Raw genomic sequence first — 20,640 nt, 5'->3', positions numbered from 1 at the left:
GGCGCTTCATAGGCTCAGCCGCGCCTCGGCCTCGTCGCGGGCCCGCGGATCGCCGACGTGCATCCAGTCGCCGTCCAACACACAGCCGTGGAGCCGCCCAGCCGCCGCCGAGGCGCGCCACAGAGGGCTTAGCGAGAACGGCCCGTCAGGCCCGCCGTCGGCGTAGTCCGGTCGGGTGATGTGTACGCCCATATAGGCGAACGGCGCCGACGCGGCCTCGCCCCGGAAGGTCAACTGGCCGCTTTCGGCGAGGAAGAAGTCGCCGTCGCCCTCGAAGCCGATCGAACCCTCGCGCCTGGCCAGAAGCAGGCAGGCGTCCATCTTCGTCGGGTCCCACAGGCGGACCAGGGCGTCACTCCACCCGCCCGGGCCGGTCCAGACGCTGTCGATATTGGCCACGAAGACCGGGTCGTCGCCGAGCAGGGGATGGGCCTTCTTCAGGCCGCCGCCGGTCTCCAGCAGTTCGGCCCGCTCGTCCGAAACGGCGATCTCCGGCCCGCGTCCACGCGCGGCCAGATGGGCCTCCAGCCGGTCGGCGAACCAGTGGACATTGACCACCGCCTTCTCGACGCCCGCCTCGGCCAGCCGGTCCAGAACATGGTCGATCAGGGCCCGGCCTCCGACCTCGACGAGCGCCTTGGGCCGGTCGTCGGTCAGGGGGCGCATGCGCGTGCCGAGACCGGCGGCGAGGACCATGGCCGTCTTGGGAGCGATCATGCGCGCGTCTCCGCCGGGATGTGTCTGTCAAACCAGCGGGCGACACCCTCGAGGCCGGGCCTGGTCAGGTTGGCGTTCAGGTGCGCCCAGACGCGCGGCATGAAGGCGGCGTAGCGCGGCTTGCCGTCGCGCACGATCAGACGGGCGAAGATGCCGAGAATGCGTGCCTCGTTCAGAGCCGCGAGCCCGGCGTAGGACCGCAGGAAGGCGGCGCGATCCTCGACGCGGGCCACCTCGAAATAGCGCTCCAGCGCGTCCGCCTCGAGTGCGGGCGAGACATCGCGGCGGGCGTCCTGAAGCAGGGAATGAAGATCCCACGACGGGTGGGCGCGCACCGCGTCCTGGAAGTCGATCATGCCGACCCGGGCCGGGCCGGACCTCTCCGGCAGCCAGATCAGGTTCTCGGCGTGATAGTCACGATGGGCGACGACCGAGGCGCCCGCCTCCCCCTCGGCCACGATGGGCGCCCACGCTTCATGCCAATCGGCGATCGCCGCCGCATCGAAACGAAGTTCGGGCTTCAGCTTCGGCAGCCATTCGACGAACAGATCGGCTCCGCCCTGAAGCGCGGTCTGATCATAAGTCTGCAGCACCCAAGGCCCGGCCGCCCCCGTCAGAACGGGCGGCGTCGGCGCTGCGTGCAGTTCGGCCAGGGCATCGATCGCGGCCAGATAGAGCGGCGTCTCCTCCTGCCCTTGCTCGATGACGCGAGCGAACAGGTCGTCGCCGAAATCCTCGAGCACGGCGAGCCCCGCAGGCGCATCGAGGGCGACGATGGCGGGCGCGGACAAACCCACGCTCCGCAGGTGGGATGCGACGGCGGCGAAGGCCTCGATCCGGCCGGCGGACAGGCGGGCGACGGCGTTCCAGCCCTCGGCCTTGCGCCGTTCGGGCGACCATGAGGGATCAGCGGGCGGGCTCTCGGCCGCCGCGACCTGGTCCATCAGCATCAGGCCGGGACCGCCGACCGGGGTCAGCCGCTCGTACCGGCGCGTGGAGGCATCGCCCGGCAGGGGCGCACGGGCGGCTTCGGCGAGGCCCGCCTCGGTCAGAAAGGCGACCTTCTGGGCTTCGCGGTCGGTCACGTCAGACATTCAGGCCTTCGAGTTCAGTGATCTTTCTTGCCCACACGCCTACGCCGGAAACGGTCGCAGACCGGCCGTCGCCATGCTCGGACAGGGTGATGGTGAGGATGTCGGGGCCGAGGGCGCGGACGGGATCGTCACCCAGCCGTTCGGGCCACTCGATCACGGCTGCGCCAACGTCCAGCGCCTCGTCCAGCCCGATCTCGAACGCCTCTTCGGGGCGGGTCAGGCGATAGAGGTCGAAATGGGCGATGGGCGGCGTAGTCTCGTAGAACTGGACCAGGGTGAAGGTGGGGCTGGGTACGTCCTCGTGCTCGCCCGCCAAGGCCCGGATCAGGCCGCGCGCAAGCGTCGACTTGCCCATGCCTAGCGGGCCGTAGAGCAGGACAGCCTCGCCAGGTTCGAGGCGCGGCGCGATGGCGCGGCCGAGCGTCGTCGTCGCCTCGGCGTCCTTTAGGTCGATCTCCATCAGGCGAAGTCCGCGTCGGGCTGGCTAGGCAGGACGCGCTCGGTGAAGGCCTTCAGGGCATAGGTCGCGCGGGTCGCATCGATGTCGAGCCGGGTCGGTGGGATGGGCTTGCCGACGCTGAGGCGGAACGGCTTCTTCCGCTTGTTCAGCAGCTCGTGGAACAGGGTGATGTCCCGGAGCTCCGGCGACACCCGGTTAAACAGGTGGAACAGGGTCGAATAGGGGCCGCTGACATGGATCGGAATGGTCGGCGCACCGTACTTCCGCGCCAGCGACGTCGCCGTCGAGGCCCACTCCGGATCGGTCAGCTGGCCGTCCTTGCCGACGCGCGAAATCCGCCCGGCCGGGAACATGACGATGCAGCGTTCCGCCTCGAAGGCGGCGCGGGCGGCGTCCAGGGTGACGCGGGTCTTGTGGCGGGTGCGTTTGGCGACCACCCATTCGACCGGGATGATGACCTCATCCAGACGCGGCGCGACGCGGACGGCGTCGGCGTTGGCGAAATAGATGGCGTCCCTGCGACGCTTCCGGACGGCGTCATAGACGGCGATCCCGTCGGCGATCCCGGTCGGATGGTTGCAGACGACGATGCAGCGCCCGGTCGCCGGCAGCCGGTCGAGGTTGAGGCTCGACGTCTTCAGGTCCAGCAGGTTGGAGACGTAGTCCAGCGCCGCCTGACCCGACAGGGACGCGATGGCGTCGGCCATCTCGCGCGCCTTGCCATAACCCAACAGCGCATAAAAAGCCGGACGCAGAAGGGGCCAGACGATCGAGCGGGTCAGGCGCGGCGCCCGTTCGGCGATCAGGACATCGACGACATGATCCGACCGTCCGGCGAGAACGGCGGCAGGTTCGGTCGTGTCGGGCGGCGAAGCGGTCATTCATCTCCCTTGTCGCCTCTGGAGGGAAGGCAGGCAAGCGCGCCTTGGCGGATGCGGGCTGCATGCTAAGTCTTCTGCAAACGGGAGACGGCCATGCGGCTGATGATCACTACGGCGGCCGCGGCCTTGATGCTGGCGGTTGCGCCGATGACCGCTTCGGCCCAGCAGGCGTCGCCTCCCGGTGCCGACGTTCCGGCCCTGCCCGGCGGCCTGTCAATCCGGGCCTTGGCCATGATGGACCGGGTCTCCGACCCACGCGTCTCGCCCGATGGCCGCCGCGTCCTCTATTCCGTCCGCTCGACCGATTGGGAGGGCAATCGCGGCGTTAGCGCCCTGTGGATGGTTCCGGCCGCGAGCGGGGAGCCGGTGAAGCTGGCGATCTCCGCCGGAGGCGCCTCAAGCGGCCGCTGGGCCATCGACGGTCAAGCCATCTATTTCCTGTCGGCCCGCGGCGGGTCGAACCAGGTCTGGCGCGCGGACGTCCAGGGCAATGCAGCCGTTCAGGTGACCACCCTGCCGGTCGATGTCGTCGCCTTCAAGGTGTCGCCAGATGGGAAAAACCTGATCCTGGCCCTGCCGGTCTTCATCGACTGCCAGACGCTTCAGTGCACCAAGGACCGGATCGATGCGGATAATCGCTCGCCCTCGACAGTCACCGGCTACGACCGGATGCCGCTACGCCAGTTCGACCACTGGAACGACGGGCGGCGTCAGCATCTGTTCGTCCAGCCCCTGAACGGATCGGGCCTCGCCGACGGCCAGCCACGTGACCTGATGGCCGGCGTCGATGCCGACACGCCCAGCCAACCGCAGGGGACCGAAGACGAGTTCGCGATCTCGCCGGACGGGCGCACCGTCGTCTACTCGACCCAGACGCAAGGAGCCGGCGAAGCCTTCACCAACAACTCCGACCTGTTCCGCGTCTCAATCGACGGCGGGGCGACGATCAATCTGACCGAGGCCAATCACGCGGCTGACGGTTCGCCCGCCTACTCGCCCGACGGTCGGCGTCTGGCCTGGTTGGCGGGGCGTCGCGAGAATGTCGGCGGCGACCAGGCCGTGGTCATGGTCGCCGACGCGGACGGCGCGAACGCGCGCGTGCTGGTCGATGACTGGGATAGGGGCCCCGGCAACCTGCGCTGGCGTTCGGACGGACGGTCCCTGCTGACCACCACCGCCGACAATGGCGTCCAGCGGCTCTATCAGATCGATGCGCGGAGCGGCGACGTCGAGGCGTTGAGCGGGTCGGGCTCGATCACCATGATGGACGAGGCACACGGCGTCCTCGTCGTGGGGGATGAAGATTTCTCCCTGCCGCCGGACCTCTATGTCTACGCGTCCGGCGACGGTCCGTGGCGGACGCTCACGACCCAGAACGCGGCGACGATGACCGCGCTGGACCTGCCCAGCGCCGAGCGGTTCGAGTTCGAGGGCTGGAATGACGAGTTCGTGCAAGGCTGGGTGTTCAAACCCGTCGGCTATGTCGAAGGTCGGACCTATCCGGCCGTCTATCTGATCCACGGCGGACCCAAGTCGCCCTGGACCGAGAGCTGGTCCTACCGCTGGAACCCGCAGATCTACACTTCGGCCGGATACGCCGTGGTGATGGTCAACTTCCACGGCTCGCCCGGCTACGGCCAGGCGTTCACCGATGCGATCAACAACCACTGGGGCGACCGGCCGCTGGAGGACCTGCAGAAGGGCTGGGCCGCCGCCCTGGCCGCCAACCCCTTCATCGACGGCGACCGGGCCTGCGCGCTGGGCGCCTCCTACGGCGGCTATATGGTCAATCTGATCGCCGGGAAGTGGAACGGACCGTGGCGCTGCCTGGTCAACCACGCGGGCGTCTTCGACGTGCCCCAGCTGATGAACGCCATGGATCTGGGCAACTTCATCTGGGAGTTCGGCGGGCCGTCGTGGGAGCGGATGGACCTCTATCGCGGCTTCAGCCCCGGCGACTTCGCGGGCGACTGGACCAAGCCCATGCTGATCCTGCACGGCTCCCGCGATTTCCGGGTGCCGATCGACCAGGGCCTGGCCACCTTCTCGGCCCTGCAACGCCAAGGCATCCCCAGCCGCTTCGTCCATGTGCCGGACGAGAACCACTGGGTGCTCAAGCCGCGCAACTACGTCGACTGGCAGCGCGAAATCCTCGACTGGACCGCGAGGTGGACCGCCGAGGCTCCCTGATCTGACGACCGGCTTCCTGTGGACTTCGGCCGGTGCTACGCCAGCGCAGTCGAAGTCCCAGGAGCCGTCCGATGCGCCGCCCTCATCTGCTTTCCGCTGTCGCCGCCCTCGCGGTCCTGACGGCCCTCCCCGCTTTCGCCGAGGCGCCCGCCGCGCCAGCGGCAGAGGCGACACAGGCCGCCGAGCGCGCCTTCACCTATAACGACATGCTGAACGCCAACCGGCTGTCGGACCCGCGCGTCTCGCCTGACGGCACGAAAGTCGTCTACGCCGTGCGCGCCACCGACATGGAGGCCAACCGCGGCGTCTCCAGTCTGTTCATCCAGAACCTAAACGGCGAGGGCGCGCCGCGTCGTCTGGCGATCTCGGACGGCGGCGCCAACACCTTGCGGTGGGGCTCCGACGGCGCTCTCTACTTCCTGTCCGGCCGGTCGGGCACGAGCCAGGTCTGGAAGACGGATTCGACCGGCGCCACGGCGACCCAGGTGACCGACCTGCCGCTGGACGTGAACGCCTATCGCCTCAGCCCCGACGCCTCCAAGGTCGCGGTGTCGCTGGCCGTCTATCCGTCGTGCGATGACCTCGCCTGCTCCGTCGCGCGGGGAACCGAGGCCGGCGAGCGCAAGTCGACCGGCATGGTCTACGACCGCATGTTCGTGCGCCACTGGGACACTTGGAACGACGGGACCCAGAACCACCTGTTCGTCGTCAACGCCGACGGCTCGGGCGAGCCGGTCTGGGTCACCCACGGCTTCGACGGCGACACCCCGTCCAAGCCCTTCGGCGACGAGAATGAGTTCACCTTCACGCCCGATGGTTCGGCCATCGTCTTCTCGGCGCGCCTCGCCGGCCAGACCGAGCCGTGGAGCACCAACTTCGACCTCTACAAGACCAACGGTCTGACGGGCGAAGGCTTCACCAACCTGACTGACGCCAACGACGCCTGGGATACCGGCCCGGTCTTCTCTCCGGACGGCCGCACCCTGGCCTATCGCGCCATGGCCCGCCCGGGCTTCGAGGCCGACCGTTGGCAGATCGTGCTGATGGACGTAGCCACCGGCGCCAAGCGCGAGGTCGCGGCGAACTGGGACCGCTCGGCCGACAGCCTCCAGTGGTCGGCCGACGCCCGTACCCTCTACGTCACCGCCGGCGACGTCGGACAGACCCGGCTGTTCTCGATCGACGTCGCCAATGGCGCGGTGATCCCGATCACGGGCGAGGGCCATGTCTCGGCCGTCGAACAGACGCCGTCCGGCTTCGTCTTCGCCCAGGACAGCCTGACCCGTCCGACCGAGTTGTTCGTTAAGACCTTCCGCGGCCGCGAGATGCCGCGCCAGATCACCGACGTGAACCCGGAGCTCGACAACCGCCTGTTCGGCGAGGCCGAGCAATTCGACTTCCGCGGCTGGAACAACGAGACCGTCCACGGCTACGTCATCAAACCCGCCGGCTACGTCGAGGGCCGCAAATATCCGGTCGCCTTCCTGATCCACGGCGGTCCGCAGGGGTCGTTCGGCAATTCCTGGTCCTATCGCTGGAACCCGGAGACCTATGCCGGCGCCGGCTATGCGGTCGTGATGATCGATTTCCACGGTTCCACCGGCTACGGCCAGGGCTTCACCGATGCGATCTCGCAGCACTGGGGCGACCGCCCATTGGAAGACCTGCAGAAGGGCTGGGCCGCCGCCCAGTCGAAATACAGCTTCCTCGACGGCGACAACGCCTGCGCCCTTGGGGCCTCGTACGGCGGCTACATGATCAACTGGATCGCCGGAAACTGGTCCGATGAGTTCAAATGCCTGGTCAACCACGACGGCGTCTTCGACGTGCGCGGCATGGGCTACGGCACCGAGGAGCTCTGGTTCACCGAGTGGGAATACGGCGGCACCGTCTACGACAATCCGGAAGGCTACGAGCGCTTCAACCCGGTGCATCACGTCGAGAACTGGCGCACCCCGATGCTGGTGGTTCAGGGCGACCGCGACTACCGCATCCCGACGTCCCAAGGCCTTTCGACCTTCACGGCGCTTCAGCGTCGCGGGATCGAGAGCCGTCTGATCGTCTTCCCGGACGAAAACCACTGGGTCCTCAAGCCCCAGAACAGCCTGCAATGGCACAACGAGGTCTTCCACTGGCTGGACGATCACCTGAAGCCCCAGGACTGAGTTCGTGACCGACGCCAAGCCGACCACGCCCGACGGCCAGCTCGTCGGGCGGGTCATCGCCATGCCGGCCGACACCAACCCCGAAGGCGACATCTTCGGCGGTTGGCTGCTGGCCCAGATGGACCTCGCCGGCTCCACCCCCGCCTTCGATATCGCGCACGGCCGCTGCGCCACGATCGCGGTCGACGCCATGGTCTTTCACCAGCCGGTTTCGGTCGGCGACGAGGTATCGCTCTATGCCACGGTCCTGAAGACCGGCCGCACCTCGATCCGCGTTCGGGTGGAGGCATGGAAGCGTCCGCGCACGCTGCAGTCGGTGACGTTGGTGACAGAGGGGGTGTTCACCTACGTCGCCATCGACCAGGACCGGAGGCCGAGGCCGTTGCCCGGCCAAACTTGACCCTCCGCGCCTCGGAGCCTACCTCCCCGCCATGGCCATCCGACGCATCCTCACCATCGACAACCCCGCCGATCTGGCGATCCTGAAACAGGTGTCAAAGCCGGTGGAGGTCGTCGACGACAGCGTCCGCGCTCTGATGGACGACATGCTGGAAACCATGTACGACGCGCCCGGCATCGGTCTGGCCGCCGTTCAGATCGGCGACCTGCGTCGTGTCGTGGTCATGGACCTGGGCGACGGTCCGCTCCCCGAAGGCGCTGAACCGGCCGCCGAGGGTGAAGAGACCCGCGTCCCCAATCCCCGCTTCTTCGTCAATCCGGAGGTCCTGTGGGCCTCGGACGAGCAGTTCTGCTACGAGGAAGGCTGCCTCTCGATCCCCGAGTATTTCGACAGCGTCGAACGCCCGGCCCGCGTGCGCGTCGCCTACCTGAACCGCGAGGGCGAGCGCATCGAGGAAGAGATCGAGGGCCTCTACGCCGTCTGCTACCAGCACGAACTCGACCATCTGAACGGCATTCTGTTCATCGACCACCTGTCGCGCCTGCGCCGCGACCGGGCGATGACCAAGGTCAAGAAGACCATGCGCATGAGGGAAGACGCCTGATGTCCCGTTTCCGCGACCGCATCGTCGACCGCTCCGGCCGCCGCCGCCTGACCCGCTCGGAGAAGATCGGCATCGGCTCGGTCGCCACCTTGGTCGGCGTCGCCGCCATCGGCGTGATCGCGGGCGTCCTGCTGGACCGCCTGCTGGTCTTCGACGATGCGCTGGACGCCGGCGGCGAGTGGGACGAGGGCGGCGGAGTCTCGACGCGCTGGCAGTAATCAGGCGGCCGGCAAGCCCAACGACGTCAGCAGGGAGATGAACCAAGGCCAGGTCGGAGCCAGAGTCATCGTGACCTGGACCATCGCCAGCCCGCCCAGCGTCAGCCACCACGGCGACACCTCTCTGTGCCCCACGCGCCAGTCGCGCACGATCAGGAACAGCAGGACCGCCTCGACGGTCCAGAAGCTTGGGTTGACCGCCCCAAGCAGACCGCCCAGCGCGGGAACGTTCATCCCGTAGGCACGGCCCAGCGCCGGGATCAGTGCGACGAACACGGTCCCTGCCATGAAACGCGCATGCAGGAACATCCTTCGCCGGTGGGCCAGCGCCAGCCCGTAAAGCAGGCCGAACAGCAGCAGCGACCAGACGTCGATCCAGACCAGGATCAACAGAAGCCCACGCGGGAAATGGGCCGCCCCGCCGGTCGGCAGACTGTCCAGCACCACCATAAAGGCGCTGATGACCAGCCCCGGCGCGATCAACAACGACGCCCGCCCAAGGTATCGATGGATGCGGCCATGCCCATGGCCGATCAGCCAGCTCTGCAGAACCAGCAGCCCCATCCACGCCAAGGCGAAGACGCCATGCACCGTGCGGATCGTGTCCGGCGGCCCGAACGGCCCGACTGTCGTCGGCCAGAAGCCGAACAGCATCACCCCGAAGGCGAGCAGAAACCACAGGTACAGGCTGCGCATATCGATATCTCCCGCATCCTGCCTACCACGGTTCTATGGGCTGGCGACTGGCTTTGACGGCGTCGCCAGCCTAGAGGATCGCCCATGCGCCTCGCCTTCATGGGTACCCCCGAATTCGCCGTGCCGTCCCTGGCCGAGCTCATCGCGTCCGGCCACGAGATCGTCGCCGTCTATTCGCAGCCGCCCCGCCCCAAGGGACGCGGCCAGAAGCTGACGCCTTCGCCGGTCCACGCCTTCGCCGAGGCCATGGGTCTGCCAGTCTTCACGCCTCAGTCGATGAAGGCCCAGGACGCCATCGACACCTTCCAGAGCCTCGATCTCGACGCCGCCTGCGTCGTCGCCTACGGCCAGATCCTGAAGCCCTCCGTGCTGGAGGCTCCGCGTTTGGGCTGCTTCAACCTGCACGGAAGCCTGCTGCCTCGCTGGCGCGGGGCCGCCCCGATCCAGCGCGCCATAATGGCCGGCGACCGGGAAACCGGCGTCCAGATCATGCGGATGTCGGAAGGGCTGGACGAAGGCGACATCCTCCTGTCCGAACGGCTTCACATCCAGCGAGACGACACCGCCGCCAGTCTGTCAGAACGCATGTCCACGGTCGGCGCCACCCTGTGGACTCGGGCCCTCGCGGCCATCGAACGCGGCGGCGCCGTCGAGACGCCCCAGGTCGGCGAACCCACCTATGCGCGCAAGATCACCCCGGCCGAGGCCCGCATCGACTGGACCCGCCCGGCCGCCGAGATCGACTGCCACATTCGCGGGCTGTCGCCCTTCCCCGGCGCCTGGTTCGAGGCCCCCGGCCCGGACGGCCCCGTCCGCGTCAAAGCGCTTCTTTCCTGCCTGTCCAGCGAGGGTTCGGGCGCTCCGGGCGAGTTGCTGGGCGGCGACCTCCTGATCGCCTGCGGCGAGGGCGCGGTTCGCCTGCTCCGCGTCCAGCGCGAGGGCAAGGCCCAGCAATCCCCTGCCGATTTCCTGAACGGTTTCGCCCTGCCCGTCGGGACGATCCTGGGCTGATGCCCCGCTATCGTCTGGACATCGAATACGACGGCGGCGCCTACAACGGCTTCCAGGCCCAGGATGGCCAGCCGACGGTCCAGGGCGCGATCGAGACCGCCATCCACGGCTTCTCCGGACAGACCGTCCGCATCGCCGCCGCCGGCCGCACCGACAGCGGGGTTCACGCCACCGGCCAGGTCGCCCATGTCGACCTCGACAAGGATTGGCCCGCCGCCACGGTCATGAACGCTCTGAACGCCCACCTGATCAGGGAAGGCGTCGCCATCCTCGACTGCACGGCCGTCCCCGACGACTGGCATGCCCGCTTCTCGGCGACGGGCCGCAAATACCTTTACCGCATCCTCAACCGCCCCGGTCGCCCGGCGCTGGAGCGCGGCAAGGTTTGGCACCTGCGCAAGCCCCTCGACGCCGAGGCCATGCAGGCGGGCGCCAACCACCTGATCGGCCATCACGACTTCACCACCTTCCGCGACCTGGCTTGCCAGTCGAAGTCGCCGGCGAAGACCCTCGACGTGGCGCGTGTCACCCGCGTCGGCGAGGAGGTGCATCTGGTCTTCGAGGCCCGCTCCTTCCTGCACCGCCAGGTCCGCTCCATGGCCGGCACCCTGGTCGAGGTCGGCCTTGGCCGCTGGACCTCCGACGACGTGAAGGCGGCGCTGGAAGCGAAGGATCGGGCCGCCTGCGGGCCTGTGGCCCCGTCGGATGGGCTGTACCTGACGGGCGTCGACTACAAGGTCCGATCCCCGCTTTGACGGTTTCCGACGCCGGTGCGACAACACCGGCATGAGCGGACAAACCTACATCGGCATCGGCGGCTGGACCTTCGAGCCGTGGCGCGGGGTCTTCTATCCGGAGAAACTGAGCCAGAAGAAGGAACTGGCTTATGCCTCCTCCAAGCTGACCTCGATCGAAATCAACGGCACCTATTATTCCGGCTTCAAGATCGACACCTGGATGAAGTGGCGCGAGGAGACGCCGGACGACTTCGTCTTCGCGGTCAAGGCCAGTCGCTTCTGCACCAATCGCAAGGTCCTGTCCGAGGGCAACAAAAGCCTCGAGCGATTCCTGGATCAGGGCCTGACGGCGCTGGGACCCAAGCTCGGGCCGATCAACTGGCAGTTCATGGCCACCAAGAAGTTCGACCCGGTCGATTTCGAGGGCTTCCTGAAGCTGTTGCCCAAGGAGAAGGACGGCGTCCAACTCCGCCACGCGCTCGAGGTCCGCAGTCCGACTTTTGACACTCAACAGTTCTACGATCTCGCCGCCAAATACGGCGCGGCCATAGTCTATGCCGACGATGACGAAAGCCCGACCTGGCCGAAGATCGATCAGCCGACAGCCGACTTCACCTACGCCCGGCTGATGTCCAGCCGCGAGGACGAGGCGACCGGCATGAACGCGGCGGAGCTGAACGCCATCGCCAAGCAGACCGGGGATTGGGCCCAGCGCGGCGACGTCTTCGCCTATTTCATCGCCGGAGCGAAGGTGCGGAACCCGGCGGCGGCGCAGGCGCTGATCGAGAAGGTCAAATAGCCCTTAGCGAGCGCGGTCATGATCACGGGACGCTGCCACTGCGGCGACATCGCCTTCCAGATCGACGGCGACGTCCCCGAGACGCTGACCCGCTGCACCTGCAGCTTCTGCTCCAAGCGCGGTCACCTCTACGCCTATTTCCGCCCGGACCAATTCACGCGAACCTTCCCGGGCGACCGAGCCGAGGAGTCCACGTATTTCTGGAACTCCAAGCTGGTGTCGAACAATTTCTGCGGACGCTGCGGCTGCGATGTCTACGCCGACAGCCCGGTCTTCGTGCCTCAGGAAGACTTCAAGGCCGGCAAACGCCAGATCTGCGTCAACGCCCGTCTGTTCGACGATTTCGAAGCCGCCGACCATCCTGTGACAGTGATCGACGGCAAACACCTGTGGTAGGCCTCACAAAATTGTAACCGCAGTTGATGCGAATAATCTTGAACAGACGCACCTGCACTCCCTTGTATGCAACAGCTGCTGATGCAGTTGTAGATTTGAGGGTTTTCCCAGATGGCTTTCGATTCGCTTTCCGCCCGCGACGTCTCCCTGAGCGATGCCGCCCTGGCCCAGGTCTTCACCGAGGCCCGCACCCGCAACGGCTGGACCGACCGTCCCGTGCCGACCGAGCTGCTGCACAAGCTCTACGACCTGACCAAGTTCGGGCCGACGGCGGTCAACACCACTCCGGCCCGCTTCGTCTTCGTGACCTCGCCCGAGGCCAAGGCACGCCTCGTCCCGCTGATGAGCGAGGGAAACCAGGCCAAGACCGCCCAGGCCCCGGTCACGGTGATCATCGGCTACGACATGAATTTTCACAACCAGCTGCCGCACCTGTTCCCGCACGCTCCCGGCGCTCGCGACTGGTTCGGCGACGAAGCCGGTCGTCGGGAGGCCGCCTTCCGTAACTCGTCGCTGCAGGGCGGCTATTTCCTGCTCGCCGCGAGAGCTCTGGGCCTCGACGTCGGTCCGATGTCGGGCTTCGACCCGGCGGGCGTCAAGGCCGAGTTCTTCCCCGACGGCGACATCGAGCCGAACTTCATCGTCAACCTGGGCTACGGCTCGGACGAAAACCTGTTCCCGCGCAGCCCGCGCCTGACGTTCGACGAAGCCGCCCGCATCGTCTGATCAAGCGAGGTAACAGCGGCTTCCCGCGCAACCCTGCGCAGTCTAGTGTTTTCCCTGACAAGGCGCGGCGCGAGACCGGGCCGTCAGGGAAAACAGGAACGCATATGGCTCGAGTGGCTCTCGTCACGGGTGGAACCCGCGGTATCGGCAAGGCGATCGTTCAGCGCCTCAAGGAAGACGGCATGGCCGTGGCGGCCGGTTACTCCGGCAATACCGAAGCGGCCGAGGCCACGGCCCGCGAGTTGGGCGTCATGGTGGTGAAGGGGAACGTGGGGAGTTTCGACGATTGCGCGCGCGCCGTGGCTGAGGTCGAGGCCGAACTGGGTCCCATCGACGTCCTGATCAACAACGCCGGCATCACCCGCGACGGCTTCTTCCACAAGATGGGTCCGGACCAGTGGTCTGACGTCATCCGGGTCAACATGGACTCGGTCTTCAACATGACGCGCCAGGTCATCAACGGCATGCGCGACCGGGGCTTCGGCCGCATCGTCAACATCTCCTCGATCAACGGTCAGAAGGGCCAGATCGGCCAGACGAACTATTCCGCCGCCAAGGCCGGCATGATCGGCTTCACCAAGGCCTTGGCCCTGGAAAACGCGCGCAAGGGCGTGACGGTGAACTGCATCGCTCCCGGCTATATCGACACCGAAATGGTCGGCGCGATGGACGAGAAGGTCCTCGCCGGCATCGTGGCCCAGATCCCCGTGGGCCGTCTGGGCAAGGGCGAGGAGATCGCCGACATGGTGTCATGGCTGTCCGGTGAGCGTGCCGGATATGTCACAGGCTGCACACTGTCGCTGAACGGTGGTCAATACTTGGTCGGCTGACCTTCTCGTCGCCCAAAATCCGCCGCGCGCCCCGCGCATCGCTTTCGGTCATGAGTTCAAGGGTCAAGCAGGAGACGGCGCGATCGCCGATCCCGGCGACGATGGCGTTCGCCTTGGTCGCTTTGGCGATCCTGCTCGCTCCGGGCCTCGCCCAGGCCCAGGCGCGTGGCAACGCCCAGGCCGATCAGACCTACGACAACCCGGCTCCGCGCGGCCTGCCGGCCAACGGCCTCTATGCGTCCGAGATCGGCGAGCGGTTCATCTTCGACGGCCGGGGGATCCGTCCCCTGTTCAGGTTCGAGCGGCGGGAAGAGACCTGGGTCCTGCGCACGACCCCCGCCCCGCGCGGCGACGTCATTTTCCGCAATGACGCCGGCGCCCAGATTCTGCGCGTCACCCCGGATGGCGGCCTGACCCTCTATACGACGCGCGCGCCCAACGGATCGCCGGCCACCCGCATCGGTCCTGCGCCGGCGCTGGAGCTGCCGACGCTCGGCCCCATTCGCCTCTTCACCCTGATGAACCAGCGCGGCAGTCTGGTCAGCCAGGCGGTGGGCCGGCTGATCGTCATCAACCTGGACGGCGACCAGTCCGAGGCCTTGATGGTCGACGCGCTCATCGTGACGACCGAGGCCGTCATCCGCATGGCGCGCACCCCCACCTTCCGTGACCGCGTTGCGGGTCTGCGCAGCATCACCCTGGTCGAGGGACCTCGCAGCTCTGTGACCTTCTCGCGCAACGGCGACCTGCGCGTCGTCGTCGATCCGCGTCAGGGACAGGCCGGACGACCGTCGTCGTCCAGCATCATCCGCGCCGTCGCTCCGCGCGAGTAGGCCGTTCAGCCGGCGAAATCATCTTTCGCCGCTCGACGCCGGGCGAACTCCTCCGCCGAACTGGCCGTCAGGAAGGGGTTCATGGCGCGTTCGATCTTCATCGTCGTCGGCACGGTCGGCTCGCCGCGTTCGCGCGCCGCGAAGATGGCGTCCGCATGAGCCTTTACCTCGGGCCGGTCGTCGACGCTGAGAGTGAAGCGGGCGTTCGACGCCGTATACTCGTGCGCCCCGTACAGCACTGTCTCATCGGGCCAGGCGAGGAGGCGGCTAAGGCTGTCCCACATCTGCTCCGGCGTGCCTTCGAAAAGCCGTCCGCAGCCTAGCGGAAACAGGGTGTCGCCGGTGAAGGCGATGGCGTCCTTCGGCGAGCGGAACACGACATGGCCCAGCGTATGCCCCGGCGTCGCCGTCACATGCAGGGCCGTCTCGCCGATCATGACGATGTCGCCCTCCTCGACCACATGATCCAGCGGCGCGACCTTGCGGACCTCTTCCGGACCCCAGATATCGCAGCCTGTCTCGGCCTTCAGCCGCGCGTTGCCCTCGGTGTGATCCGGGTGCCAGTGGGTGTTGATGATCCGGTCCAGCTTGCCCCAGCCCAGCGACTGGATCGCGTCCAGGATGACCTGGGCGTCCGGCGTATCGATGGCCGCGACCACGCCCGTCGCCTCGTCCCGCGCCAGAAAGGCGTAGTTGTCGCTCCGCGCCGGGAACAGGTGAACGGTCAGGGGCATGGGGTCGTCCTTGGGGCTCGTCTTGGTTTGGTAAGGCTCCTCGCCATATAAGTCTCATCATGCGTCGCGCCATCGAAGACTTGCGAACCTTCTACGGCGAGCCGACCGGCGCCCTGGTGCGTCGGCTCCTGGCCCGGCGTCTGGATGACGCCTGGGGCGAGGCGCCGGGCTGTGATGTCCTGGGGATCGGCTACGCCACGCCTTGGCTGGAGGCCTTCGTCGGCGCGCGTCGCGTCGTCGCCGCCATGCCCTCGGGACAGGGGGTCGAACACTGGCCCGCCGTGGGCCGCAACCGCACCCTGCTGGTCGACGACAAGCGCCTTCCCTTCCCGGCCGGCGCCTTCGATCGCGTTCTTCTGGTCCATGCGCTGGAGGAATCCGACGACCCTGCCCAACTGCTGACCGAGGCGGTCCGCGCCCTGGCCCCAGCAGGCCGCATCATCCTGGCCGCCGCCGCGCGGGGCGGGATGTGGGCGCGCGCGGAGGCCACCCCCTTCGGCCACGGCCGCCCTTTCACACGAGGCCAGCTGGAACGGCTGGTGCGGGCGGCAGGGCTCGAACCCACCGCCTGGTCCCAGACCCTCTACGTCCCGCCGTGGACGCCGCTTTTGGGTCTGGCCGACGGCTTCGAACAGGTCGGTCGCCGTATCGCGCCGGGGTTCGCGGGCGTCATCCTGCTGGAAGCCACGCGGCAGGCCTACGCCCGAATCCGCCCCTCGGGCTCGGCCCAGCGCGTGCGCGCCGGGGCGCCCGGCCTCCAGCCCCAGCCCGTGACGCGCGGTCCCGTCACGCACAGGGTGGATAGAGACGCCGAACCCGGCTAAGCGCGGGCCATGCACCGCCTGATCCTGATGCGCCACGCCAAGACCGAGCGGATGGCCGAAAGCGGCCTCGACCGCGACCGCGCCCTGACCCAGCGCGGCCACGACGACGCCGCCCTGATGGGCCGGATCCTGGCCGACAAGGGCCTGCGCCCCGACCTCGCCCTGGTGTCGCCCGCCGTCCGCACCCGCCAGACCTGGGAGACGATGCACGACGCCCTTGGCGACGTGGAGGTCCGCGTCGAGCCCAGGCTCTACGACGCCTCGACCGACACCATCCGCCGCCTGGTCGAGGACCTGGAGGATCAGACCGGCTGCCTCTTGGTCATGGCCCACAATCCGGGCGTCCAGCTTCTGGCCATGGAATACCTGACTGAGAGCGCCGCCTCGCCGTCGATCCTGGACCGGATGGCCGGCGGCTTCCCGACCGGCGCGGCGGCCATCTTCGAGGTCGATGTCGCCGGACGCTGCGCCTACGACGGCTTCCTGACGCCCAAGGCCTTCGGCGGCGGCGCGGAAGAATGACCGACACGACCGCCTACAAGATCATCGACGCCGCCGAGTGGCGCGAGGCCATGGCCGAGGGCGTCTATGCCGGGTCCGCCGTCGATATCGCCGACGGTTACATTCATCTCTCGACCGCCGCACAGCTGGATGAGACGGCCCGCAAACACTACGCCGGGCGCCAAAACCTGATGCTGCTCGCCGTCGATCTGGCGGCTCTTGAGGGCAAGGTCGTCTGGGAGGAATCGCGCGGCGGCGCCCGCTTCCCCCACATCTACGGCGACCTTCCGGTGTCGGCGGTGACCGAAGCCAGACCCTTCACGGTTCCCGCCTGATGCCGATCCCGGACCTGGGCGCGGCGATCCTGCGCAATCTCGACCCGGAGACGGCTCACAGCCTCGCGATCACGGCCCTGAAAACCGTGCCCCTGCCCGCCGCCGGTGCCGACGGCCCGGTCCTGCGCACCCGTGTCGCGGGTCTCGACCTCCCCAACCCCATCGGCCTCGCCGCCGGTCTCGACAAGAACGGAGAGGCCCTACACGGGCTGTCCCGCCTCGGCTTCGGCTTCGTCGAATGCGGCTCGGTCACCCCCATGCCCCAGTCCGGCAATCCCAAGCCCCGCCTGTTCCGCCTGTCCCAGGACCGAGCCATCATCAACCGGATGGGCTTCAACAACGCAGGGCTCGAGGCCTTCGCCGACAACCTGTCCCGCCGCCCCAGGGCCGTCGTCGGCGCCAATCTGGGGGCCAACAAGGATACGGAAGACAAGGCCGCCGACTATGTGGCGGGGCTGCGCCGCCTCGCGGGCCTGAGCGACTATTTCACCATCAACATCTCCTCGCCCAACACGCCGGGCCTGCGCGCGCTCCAGGGCCGCGACGCCCTGGACGACCTCCTGGGCCGCATCGACGAGGCGCGCGCCACGCCCGCCCCCGTCTTCCTCAAGATCGCCCCCGACCTGACTTCGGCGGAGATCGCGATGATCGTCGAGGCGGCCCTCGCCCACCGCATCGACGCCCTGATCGTTTCCAACACCACCCTGGACCGCCCCGAATCCCTGACCTCGCCTGATCGTGCCGAGACCGGCGGCCTGTCCGGCGCCCCCTTGCGCGGCAAGGCCCTGGCGGCGCTCAAGGATGCGGCGGCTGCGTCGGAAGGTCGCCTCCCCCTGATCGGCGTCGGCGGCATCGCCTCGGGCCAGGACGCCTGGGACCGCATCCGCGCGGGCGCCAGCGCCGTCCAGATCTATTCCGCCCTGATCTACGAGGGCCCCGGTCTGGTCGGCCGGATCAAGCGGGACCTCGCCGCCCGCGTCCGCGCCGAAGGTTTCACCAGCATCAGCGAAGCCATTTCGACCGCCCGTTGACGGAGCGTTAGGGCCGAGGCGCCATTGTTTCCCGATGCGTGGCGAAGACCGCGCGCTTTGCCGGGGGCAGAATGTCGGAGGCCACCACGAATACGCCGCCGACCGGCGCGCCGGCCATTCGCCGTCGTCGCAAGGCCCTGCTCCAGCGTCTGGGCATGGGCGCCGCCACCGCCATGGTCTTCAGCCCCCTGTTCGGCTGGACCTTCTCCAGCCTGTGGGTCGGGACCTACTTCCTGATCCAGTTGCTGGAGATGATCGTCTTCGCCCCGATCAACAGCGGCAAGTTCGAACGGATGAGCCCGGTGCGGTCCGCCATCGGCGTGGCCGTCCTGTTCCTCAACGCAGCCGCCTTCGGCAGCCTGTCGATCCCGTTGTGGCTGACCGGCGGCCCCATGGGCGGGGTCTGCGCCGCCGTCCTCGCCGCCTCGGGCGCCATCTACGGCGTCGTCAACTCGCCGCGCTCCAAAGAAGTGCTGGCGACGACCCTCACCCCGCACTTCCTCTACATGGCTGCGACCCCGGTCTGGATGAGCTGGTATGGCGCCCCGACCTCCTTCGTCACCGCTGCCGCCGTCGCCTTCATCGTCTTCGGCATCTACTGCCTGTCGACCTGGCAGCGCATGAACCAGGCCGCCGACGCCGAGAGCGCCGCCCGTCTCGACGCCGACCGCCGTCGCGCCGAGGCCGAACGCGCCATGGCCGGCCGAGCGGCCTTCCTGGCCACCGTGGGCCACGACCTGCGAACACCCATCAGCGCCATCATGACCGGCGCCGCCGAGCTCGAGAAGGGCGCGACGGACGGCGCCGCCCGGGCCCAGGCCGCCCTGATCACCGACGCCGGCGTGATGATGAAGGCCCTGCTCGACGATCTTCTGGATCACGCCAAGCTGGACGCCGGCCGGATGACGGTCGAGCGCGTCGACTTCAACCTGCGCGGCCTGATCGCCCAGACCCTGATGTTCTGGCAGGGCGAGGCCCGCGCCAAGGGTCTGACCCTGCGCGTCGAGGGCGCCGCCAGCATACCCGGTTCGGTCAAGGGCGACCCGATGCGACTGCGTCAAGTCATGAACAACCTCGTCTCCAACGCGATGAAGTTCACGACCGAAGGCTCGGTCACCCTGCGCCTCACGGCCTGGGAGGAGGAACCGTCCAGCTACGCCATCCTGATCGAGGTCGCCGACACCGGCCCCGGCATGACGCACCAGCAGCTGACCCGCCTGTTCACTCCGTTCGACCAGACCGCGGAGGGCGTCAGCGCCCGCCACGGCGGCACTGGCCTGGGGCTCTCCATCAGCCGCGACCTGGCCGAGCTGATGGGCGGCCGCCTGACCGCCCGCAGCCGTCCGGGCGAGGGCGCAGCCTTCACCCTGTCCCTGCTTTTGCCGCGCGGCGAGACGATCGTCGCCACGCCATCCGGTTTCAACGACGAGAGCCGGGGCGACATCGTCCGCAGCCTCGCCCCGCGCGCGCCTGTCCGCCCGGCCGCCGCGCCGGAACCCGTCGTCGACGTCGCGCCCGAGCCCGTGGTCGACGAGGCTCCGGAGATGGAGGAGGACAACGACCGTCCCCTGCGTGTCCTCGTCGTCGACGACCACGACATCAATCGTCGCGCGGTTGAGCTGATCCTGGCCCCGCTAGGCTGCGATATCTCGACCGCCGCTGACGGCCTCCTGGCCTTGGCCCAGTGCGAGACCAAGGCCTTCGACGTCATCTTCATGGACGTGCGGATGCCAGAGCTCGACGGCCGCGAGACGACTCGTCGCCTTCGCGCTGGGGACGGGATCAACGCCGGGGTCCCCGTCATCGCCGTCACCGCCGACACCGCCCCCGACGACATCGCCGCCTGCATGGCCGCCGGCATGACCTATTTCGTCTCCAAGCCTTTGACGCCCCCCGCCCTGCTCGGCGCCCTCGACCACGTCCTGGCGGGCGACGCCTCCGAGGACGACACGGTCGAAATCGTCGCCGCCTGAACCTCGGCCACCAACCGGGCCGCCGCATCCAGCGCCTTCAGATCGCACTCCCAGACGGTGATCACGCGCCAGCCGTCGGCGGTCAGCCGCGCCGTCACATCCGCATCGCGAACCATGTTCCGTCCGATCTTGGCGGTCCAGTAGTCGGCGTTCTGCTTCGGCTTCCGCGACCCCCGCGCGCAGTCATGCCTGTGCCAGAAACAGCCGTGCACGAAGACGACCGTCCGCCGCCCCTTCATCACGATGTCCGGCTTGCCGGGCAGGCCTCGCCCGCCCAGCCGATAGCCGATCCCCGCAGCGCGCAAGATGCGGCGCACGGCGATCTCGGGCGAGGTGTCCCGCCCCTTGACCCGACGCATGACGGCGCTGCGCTTCTCGGGAGTGAAGACGTCGCTCACATCACCCACCGTGCATCCCCGCGAAGTCGGGGCCCCAGTTCTGTGGGTGATGTGACGGATCCGGCGAACACTGAAAGCGATCCCACG

At 68.1% G+C, this 20,640-nt stretch carries 24 protein-coding genes; 17 read left to right on the top strand and 7 right to left on the bottom strand.

Annotation, left to right across the window (positions count from 1 at the left end):
• Positions 1-6: 6 nt before the first annotated feature.
• Genes murU through O5O43_RS00905 form a run of 4 tightly spaced genes read right to left on the bottom strand, consistent with a single transcriptional unit; the run spans position 7 to position 3,152 of the window.
• A complete protein-coding gene (murU, locus tag O5O43_RS00920) occupies positions 7-717 on the bottom strand; it encodes an N-acetylmuramate alpha-1-phosphate uridylyltransferase MurU (protein WP_271085050.1) in 711 nt (236 codons plus the stop codon).
• A complete protein-coding gene (gene amgK, locus O5O43_RS00915) occupies positions 714-1,811 on the bottom strand; it encodes an N-acetylmuramate/N-acetylglucosamine kinase AmgK (protein ID WP_271085049.1) in 1,098 nt (365 codons plus the stop codon). Before amgK ends, murU begins: the two co-directional genes overlap by 4 nt.
• Complete coding sequence (gene tsaE / locus O5O43_RS00910; RefSeq protein ID WP_271085048.1) at positions 1,804-2,271, bottom strand: tRNA (adenosine(37)-N6)-threonylcarbamoyltransferase complex ATPase subunit type 1 TsaE; 468 nt, start codon at positions 2,269-2,271, stop codon at positions 1,804-1,806. The genes amgK and tsaE overlap by 8 nt, the downstream gene beginning before the upstream one ends.
• Positions 2,271-3,152: a 1-acyl-sn-glycerol-3-phosphate acyltransferase gene (locus O5O43_RS00905; RefSeq protein WP_271085047.1), complete on the bottom strand. Its 882-nt coding sequence runs from the start codon at positions 3,150-3,152 to the stop codon at positions 2,271-2,273. Before O5O43_RS00905 ends, tsaE begins: the two co-directional genes overlap by 1 nt.
• Before the next feature lie 93 nt (positions 3,153-3,245).
• On the opposite strand from O5O43_RS00905, the gene O5O43_RS00900 reads away from it, so the two are divergent.
• The 5 genes from O5O43_RS00900 (at position 3,246) to O5O43_RS00880 (ending at position 8,729) form a co-directional block, all read left to right on the top strand.
• Entirely contained in the window at positions 3,246-5,342 is a 2,097-nt protein-coding gene (locus tag O5O43_RS00900; protein WP_271085046.1) for a S9 family peptidase, read from the top strand.
• 71 nt (positions 5,343-5,413) lie between these two features.
• Positions 5,414-7,507: a S9 family peptidase gene (locus O5O43_RS00895; RefSeq protein ID WP_271085045.1), complete on the top strand. Its 2,094-nt coding sequence runs from the start codon at positions 5,414-5,416 to the stop codon at positions 7,505-7,507.
• Between the two features lie 4 nt (positions 7,508-7,511).
• Positions 7,512-7,907 carry an acyl-CoA thioesterase gene (locus O5O43_RS00890; protein WP_271085044.1) on the top strand — a complete coding sequence of 132 codons (396 nt, stop codon included), beginning with the start codon at positions 7,512-7,514 and terminating at the stop codon, positions 7,905-7,907.
• Positions 7,908-7,938: 31 nt separating this feature from the next.
• Positions 7,939-8,511 (top strand): peptide deformylase, encoded by a 573-nt coding sequence (gene def, locus O5O43_RS00885; RefSeq protein WP_271085043.1) that lies wholly within the window; start codon positions 7,939-7,941, stop codon positions 8,509-8,511.
• Entirely contained in the window at positions 8,511-8,729 is a 219-nt protein-coding gene (locus tag O5O43_RS00880; RefSeq protein WP_271085042.1) for a hypothetical protein, read from the top strand. The genes def and O5O43_RS00880 overlap by 1 nt, the downstream gene beginning before the upstream one ends.
• Here O5O43_RS00880 and O5O43_RS00875 read toward each other — a convergent pair whose 3' ends face one another.
• Complete coding sequence (locus O5O43_RS00875) at positions 8,730-9,425, bottom strand: hypothetical protein (protein ID WP_271085041.1); 696 nt, start codon at positions 9,423-9,425, stop codon at positions 8,730-8,732.
• A gap of 84 nt (positions 9,426-9,509) precedes the next feature.
• On the opposite strand from O5O43_RS00875, the gene fmt reads away from it, so the two are divergent.
• The 7 genes from fmt to O5O43_RS00840 all read left to right on the top strand — a co-directional run bounded on the left by fmt (position 9,510) and on the right by O5O43_RS00840 (position 14,757).
• Positions 9,510-10,436: a methionyl-tRNA formyltransferase gene (gene fmt, locus O5O43_RS00870; RefSeq protein WP_271085040.1), complete on the top strand. Its 927-nt coding sequence runs from the start codon at positions 9,510-9,512 to the stop codon at positions 10,434-10,436.
• Positions 10,436-11,191: a tRNA pseudouridine(38-40) synthase TruA gene (truA, locus tag O5O43_RS00865; RefSeq protein ID WP_271085039.1), complete on the top strand. Its 756-nt coding sequence runs from the start codon at positions 10,436-10,438 to the stop codon at positions 11,189-11,191. The genes fmt and truA overlap by 1 nt, the downstream gene beginning before the upstream one ends.
• Before the next feature lie 31 nt (positions 11,192-11,222).
• Positions 11,223-11,972, top strand: a complete 750-nt coding sequence (locus O5O43_RS00860; RefSeq protein ID WP_271085038.1) for a DUF72 domain-containing protein — start codon at positions 11,223-11,225, stop codon at positions 11,970-11,972.
• A gap of 18 nt (positions 11,973-11,990) precedes the next feature.
• Positions 11,991-12,368 carry a GFA family protein gene (locus tag O5O43_RS00855; RefSeq protein WP_271085037.1) on the top strand — a complete coding sequence of 126 codons (378 nt, stop codon included), beginning with the start codon at positions 11,991-11,993 and terminating at the stop codon, positions 12,366-12,368.
• Positions 12,369-12,479: 111 nt separating this feature from the next.
• Positions 12,480-13,094 carry a malonic semialdehyde reductase gene (locus O5O43_RS00850; RefSeq protein ID WP_271085036.1) on the top strand — a complete coding sequence of 205 codons (615 nt, stop codon included), beginning with the start codon at positions 12,480-12,482 and terminating at the stop codon, positions 13,092-13,094.
• 104 nt (positions 13,095-13,198) lie between these two features.
• Complete coding sequence (gene phbB / locus O5O43_RS00845) at positions 13,199-13,924, top strand: acetoacetyl-CoA reductase (RefSeq protein ID WP_271085035.1); 726 nt, start codon at positions 13,199-13,201, stop codon at positions 13,922-13,924.
• Positions 13,925-13,974: 50 nt separating this feature from the next.
• The gene (locus O5O43_RS00840) at positions 13,975-14,757 is read left to right on the top strand and encodes a DUF4908 domain-containing protein (RefSeq protein ID WP_271085034.1); all 783 of its coding nucleotides are present in this window, start codon (positions 13,975-13,977) and stop codon (positions 14,755-14,757) included.
• Positions 14,758-14,762: 5 nt separating this feature from the next.
• On the opposite strand, the gene gloB is transcribed toward O5O43_RS00840, so the two are convergent.
• Entirely contained in the window at positions 14,763-15,491 is a 729-nt protein-coding gene (gene gloB / locus O5O43_RS00835; protein ID WP_271085033.1) for a hydroxyacylglutathione hydrolase, read from the bottom strand.
• Between the two features lie 59 nt (positions 15,492-15,550).
• Here gloB and O5O43_RS00830 point away from each other — a divergent pair, with 59 nt between their 5' ends.
• The 5 genes from O5O43_RS00830 (at position 15,551) to O5O43_RS00810 (ending at position 20,155) form a co-directional block, all read left to right on the top strand.
• Positions 15,551-16,315, top strand: coding sequence for a methyltransferase domain-containing protein (locus O5O43_RS00830; RefSeq protein ID WP_271085032.1), 765 nt, complete (start codon positions 15,551-15,553; stop codon positions 16,313-16,315).
• Positions 16,316-16,324: 9 nt separating this feature from the next.
• Complete coding sequence (locus O5O43_RS00825; protein WP_271085031.1) at positions 16,325-16,837, top strand: histidine phosphatase family protein; 513 nt, start codon at positions 16,325-16,327, stop codon at positions 16,835-16,837.
• Positions 16,834-17,151 (top strand): DUF952 domain-containing protein, encoded by a 318-nt coding sequence (locus O5O43_RS00820; RefSeq protein ID WP_271085030.1) that lies wholly within the window; start codon positions 16,834-16,836, stop codon positions 17,149-17,151. Before O5O43_RS00825 ends, O5O43_RS00820 begins: the two co-directional genes overlap by 4 nt.
• The gene (locus O5O43_RS00815) at positions 17,151-18,182 is read left to right on the top strand and encodes a quinone-dependent dihydroorotate dehydrogenase (protein ID WP_271085029.1); all 1,032 of its coding nucleotides are present in this window, start codon (positions 17,151-17,153) and stop codon (positions 18,180-18,182) included. The genes O5O43_RS00820 and O5O43_RS00815 overlap by 1 nt, the downstream gene beginning before the upstream one ends.
• 71 nt (positions 18,183-18,253) lie before the next feature.
• On the top strand, positions 18,254-20,155 hold the full coding sequence (locus tag O5O43_RS00810) for an ATP-binding protein (RefSeq protein ID WP_271085028.1): 1,902 nt from the start codon (positions 18,254-18,256) through the stop codon (positions 20,153-20,155).
• Here the strand turns inward: O5O43_RS00810 and O5O43_RS00805 are convergent.
• A complete protein-coding gene (locus tag O5O43_RS00805) occupies positions 20,047-20,553 on the bottom strand; it encodes a very short patch repair endonuclease (RefSeq protein WP_271085027.1) in 507 nt (168 codons plus the stop codon). The two genes, O5O43_RS00810 and O5O43_RS00805, sit on opposite strands and share 109 nt — an antisense overlap.
• Positions 20,554-20,640 lie beyond the last annotated feature (87 nt).

It is taken from the genome of Brevundimonas sp. NIBR11 (assembly GCF_027912535.1).
Lineage (GTDB): Bacteria > Pseudomonadota > Alphaproteobacteria > Caulobacterales > Caulobacteraceae > Brevundimonas.
This window is presented reverse-complemented; position numbering and strand designations above follow the sequence as displayed.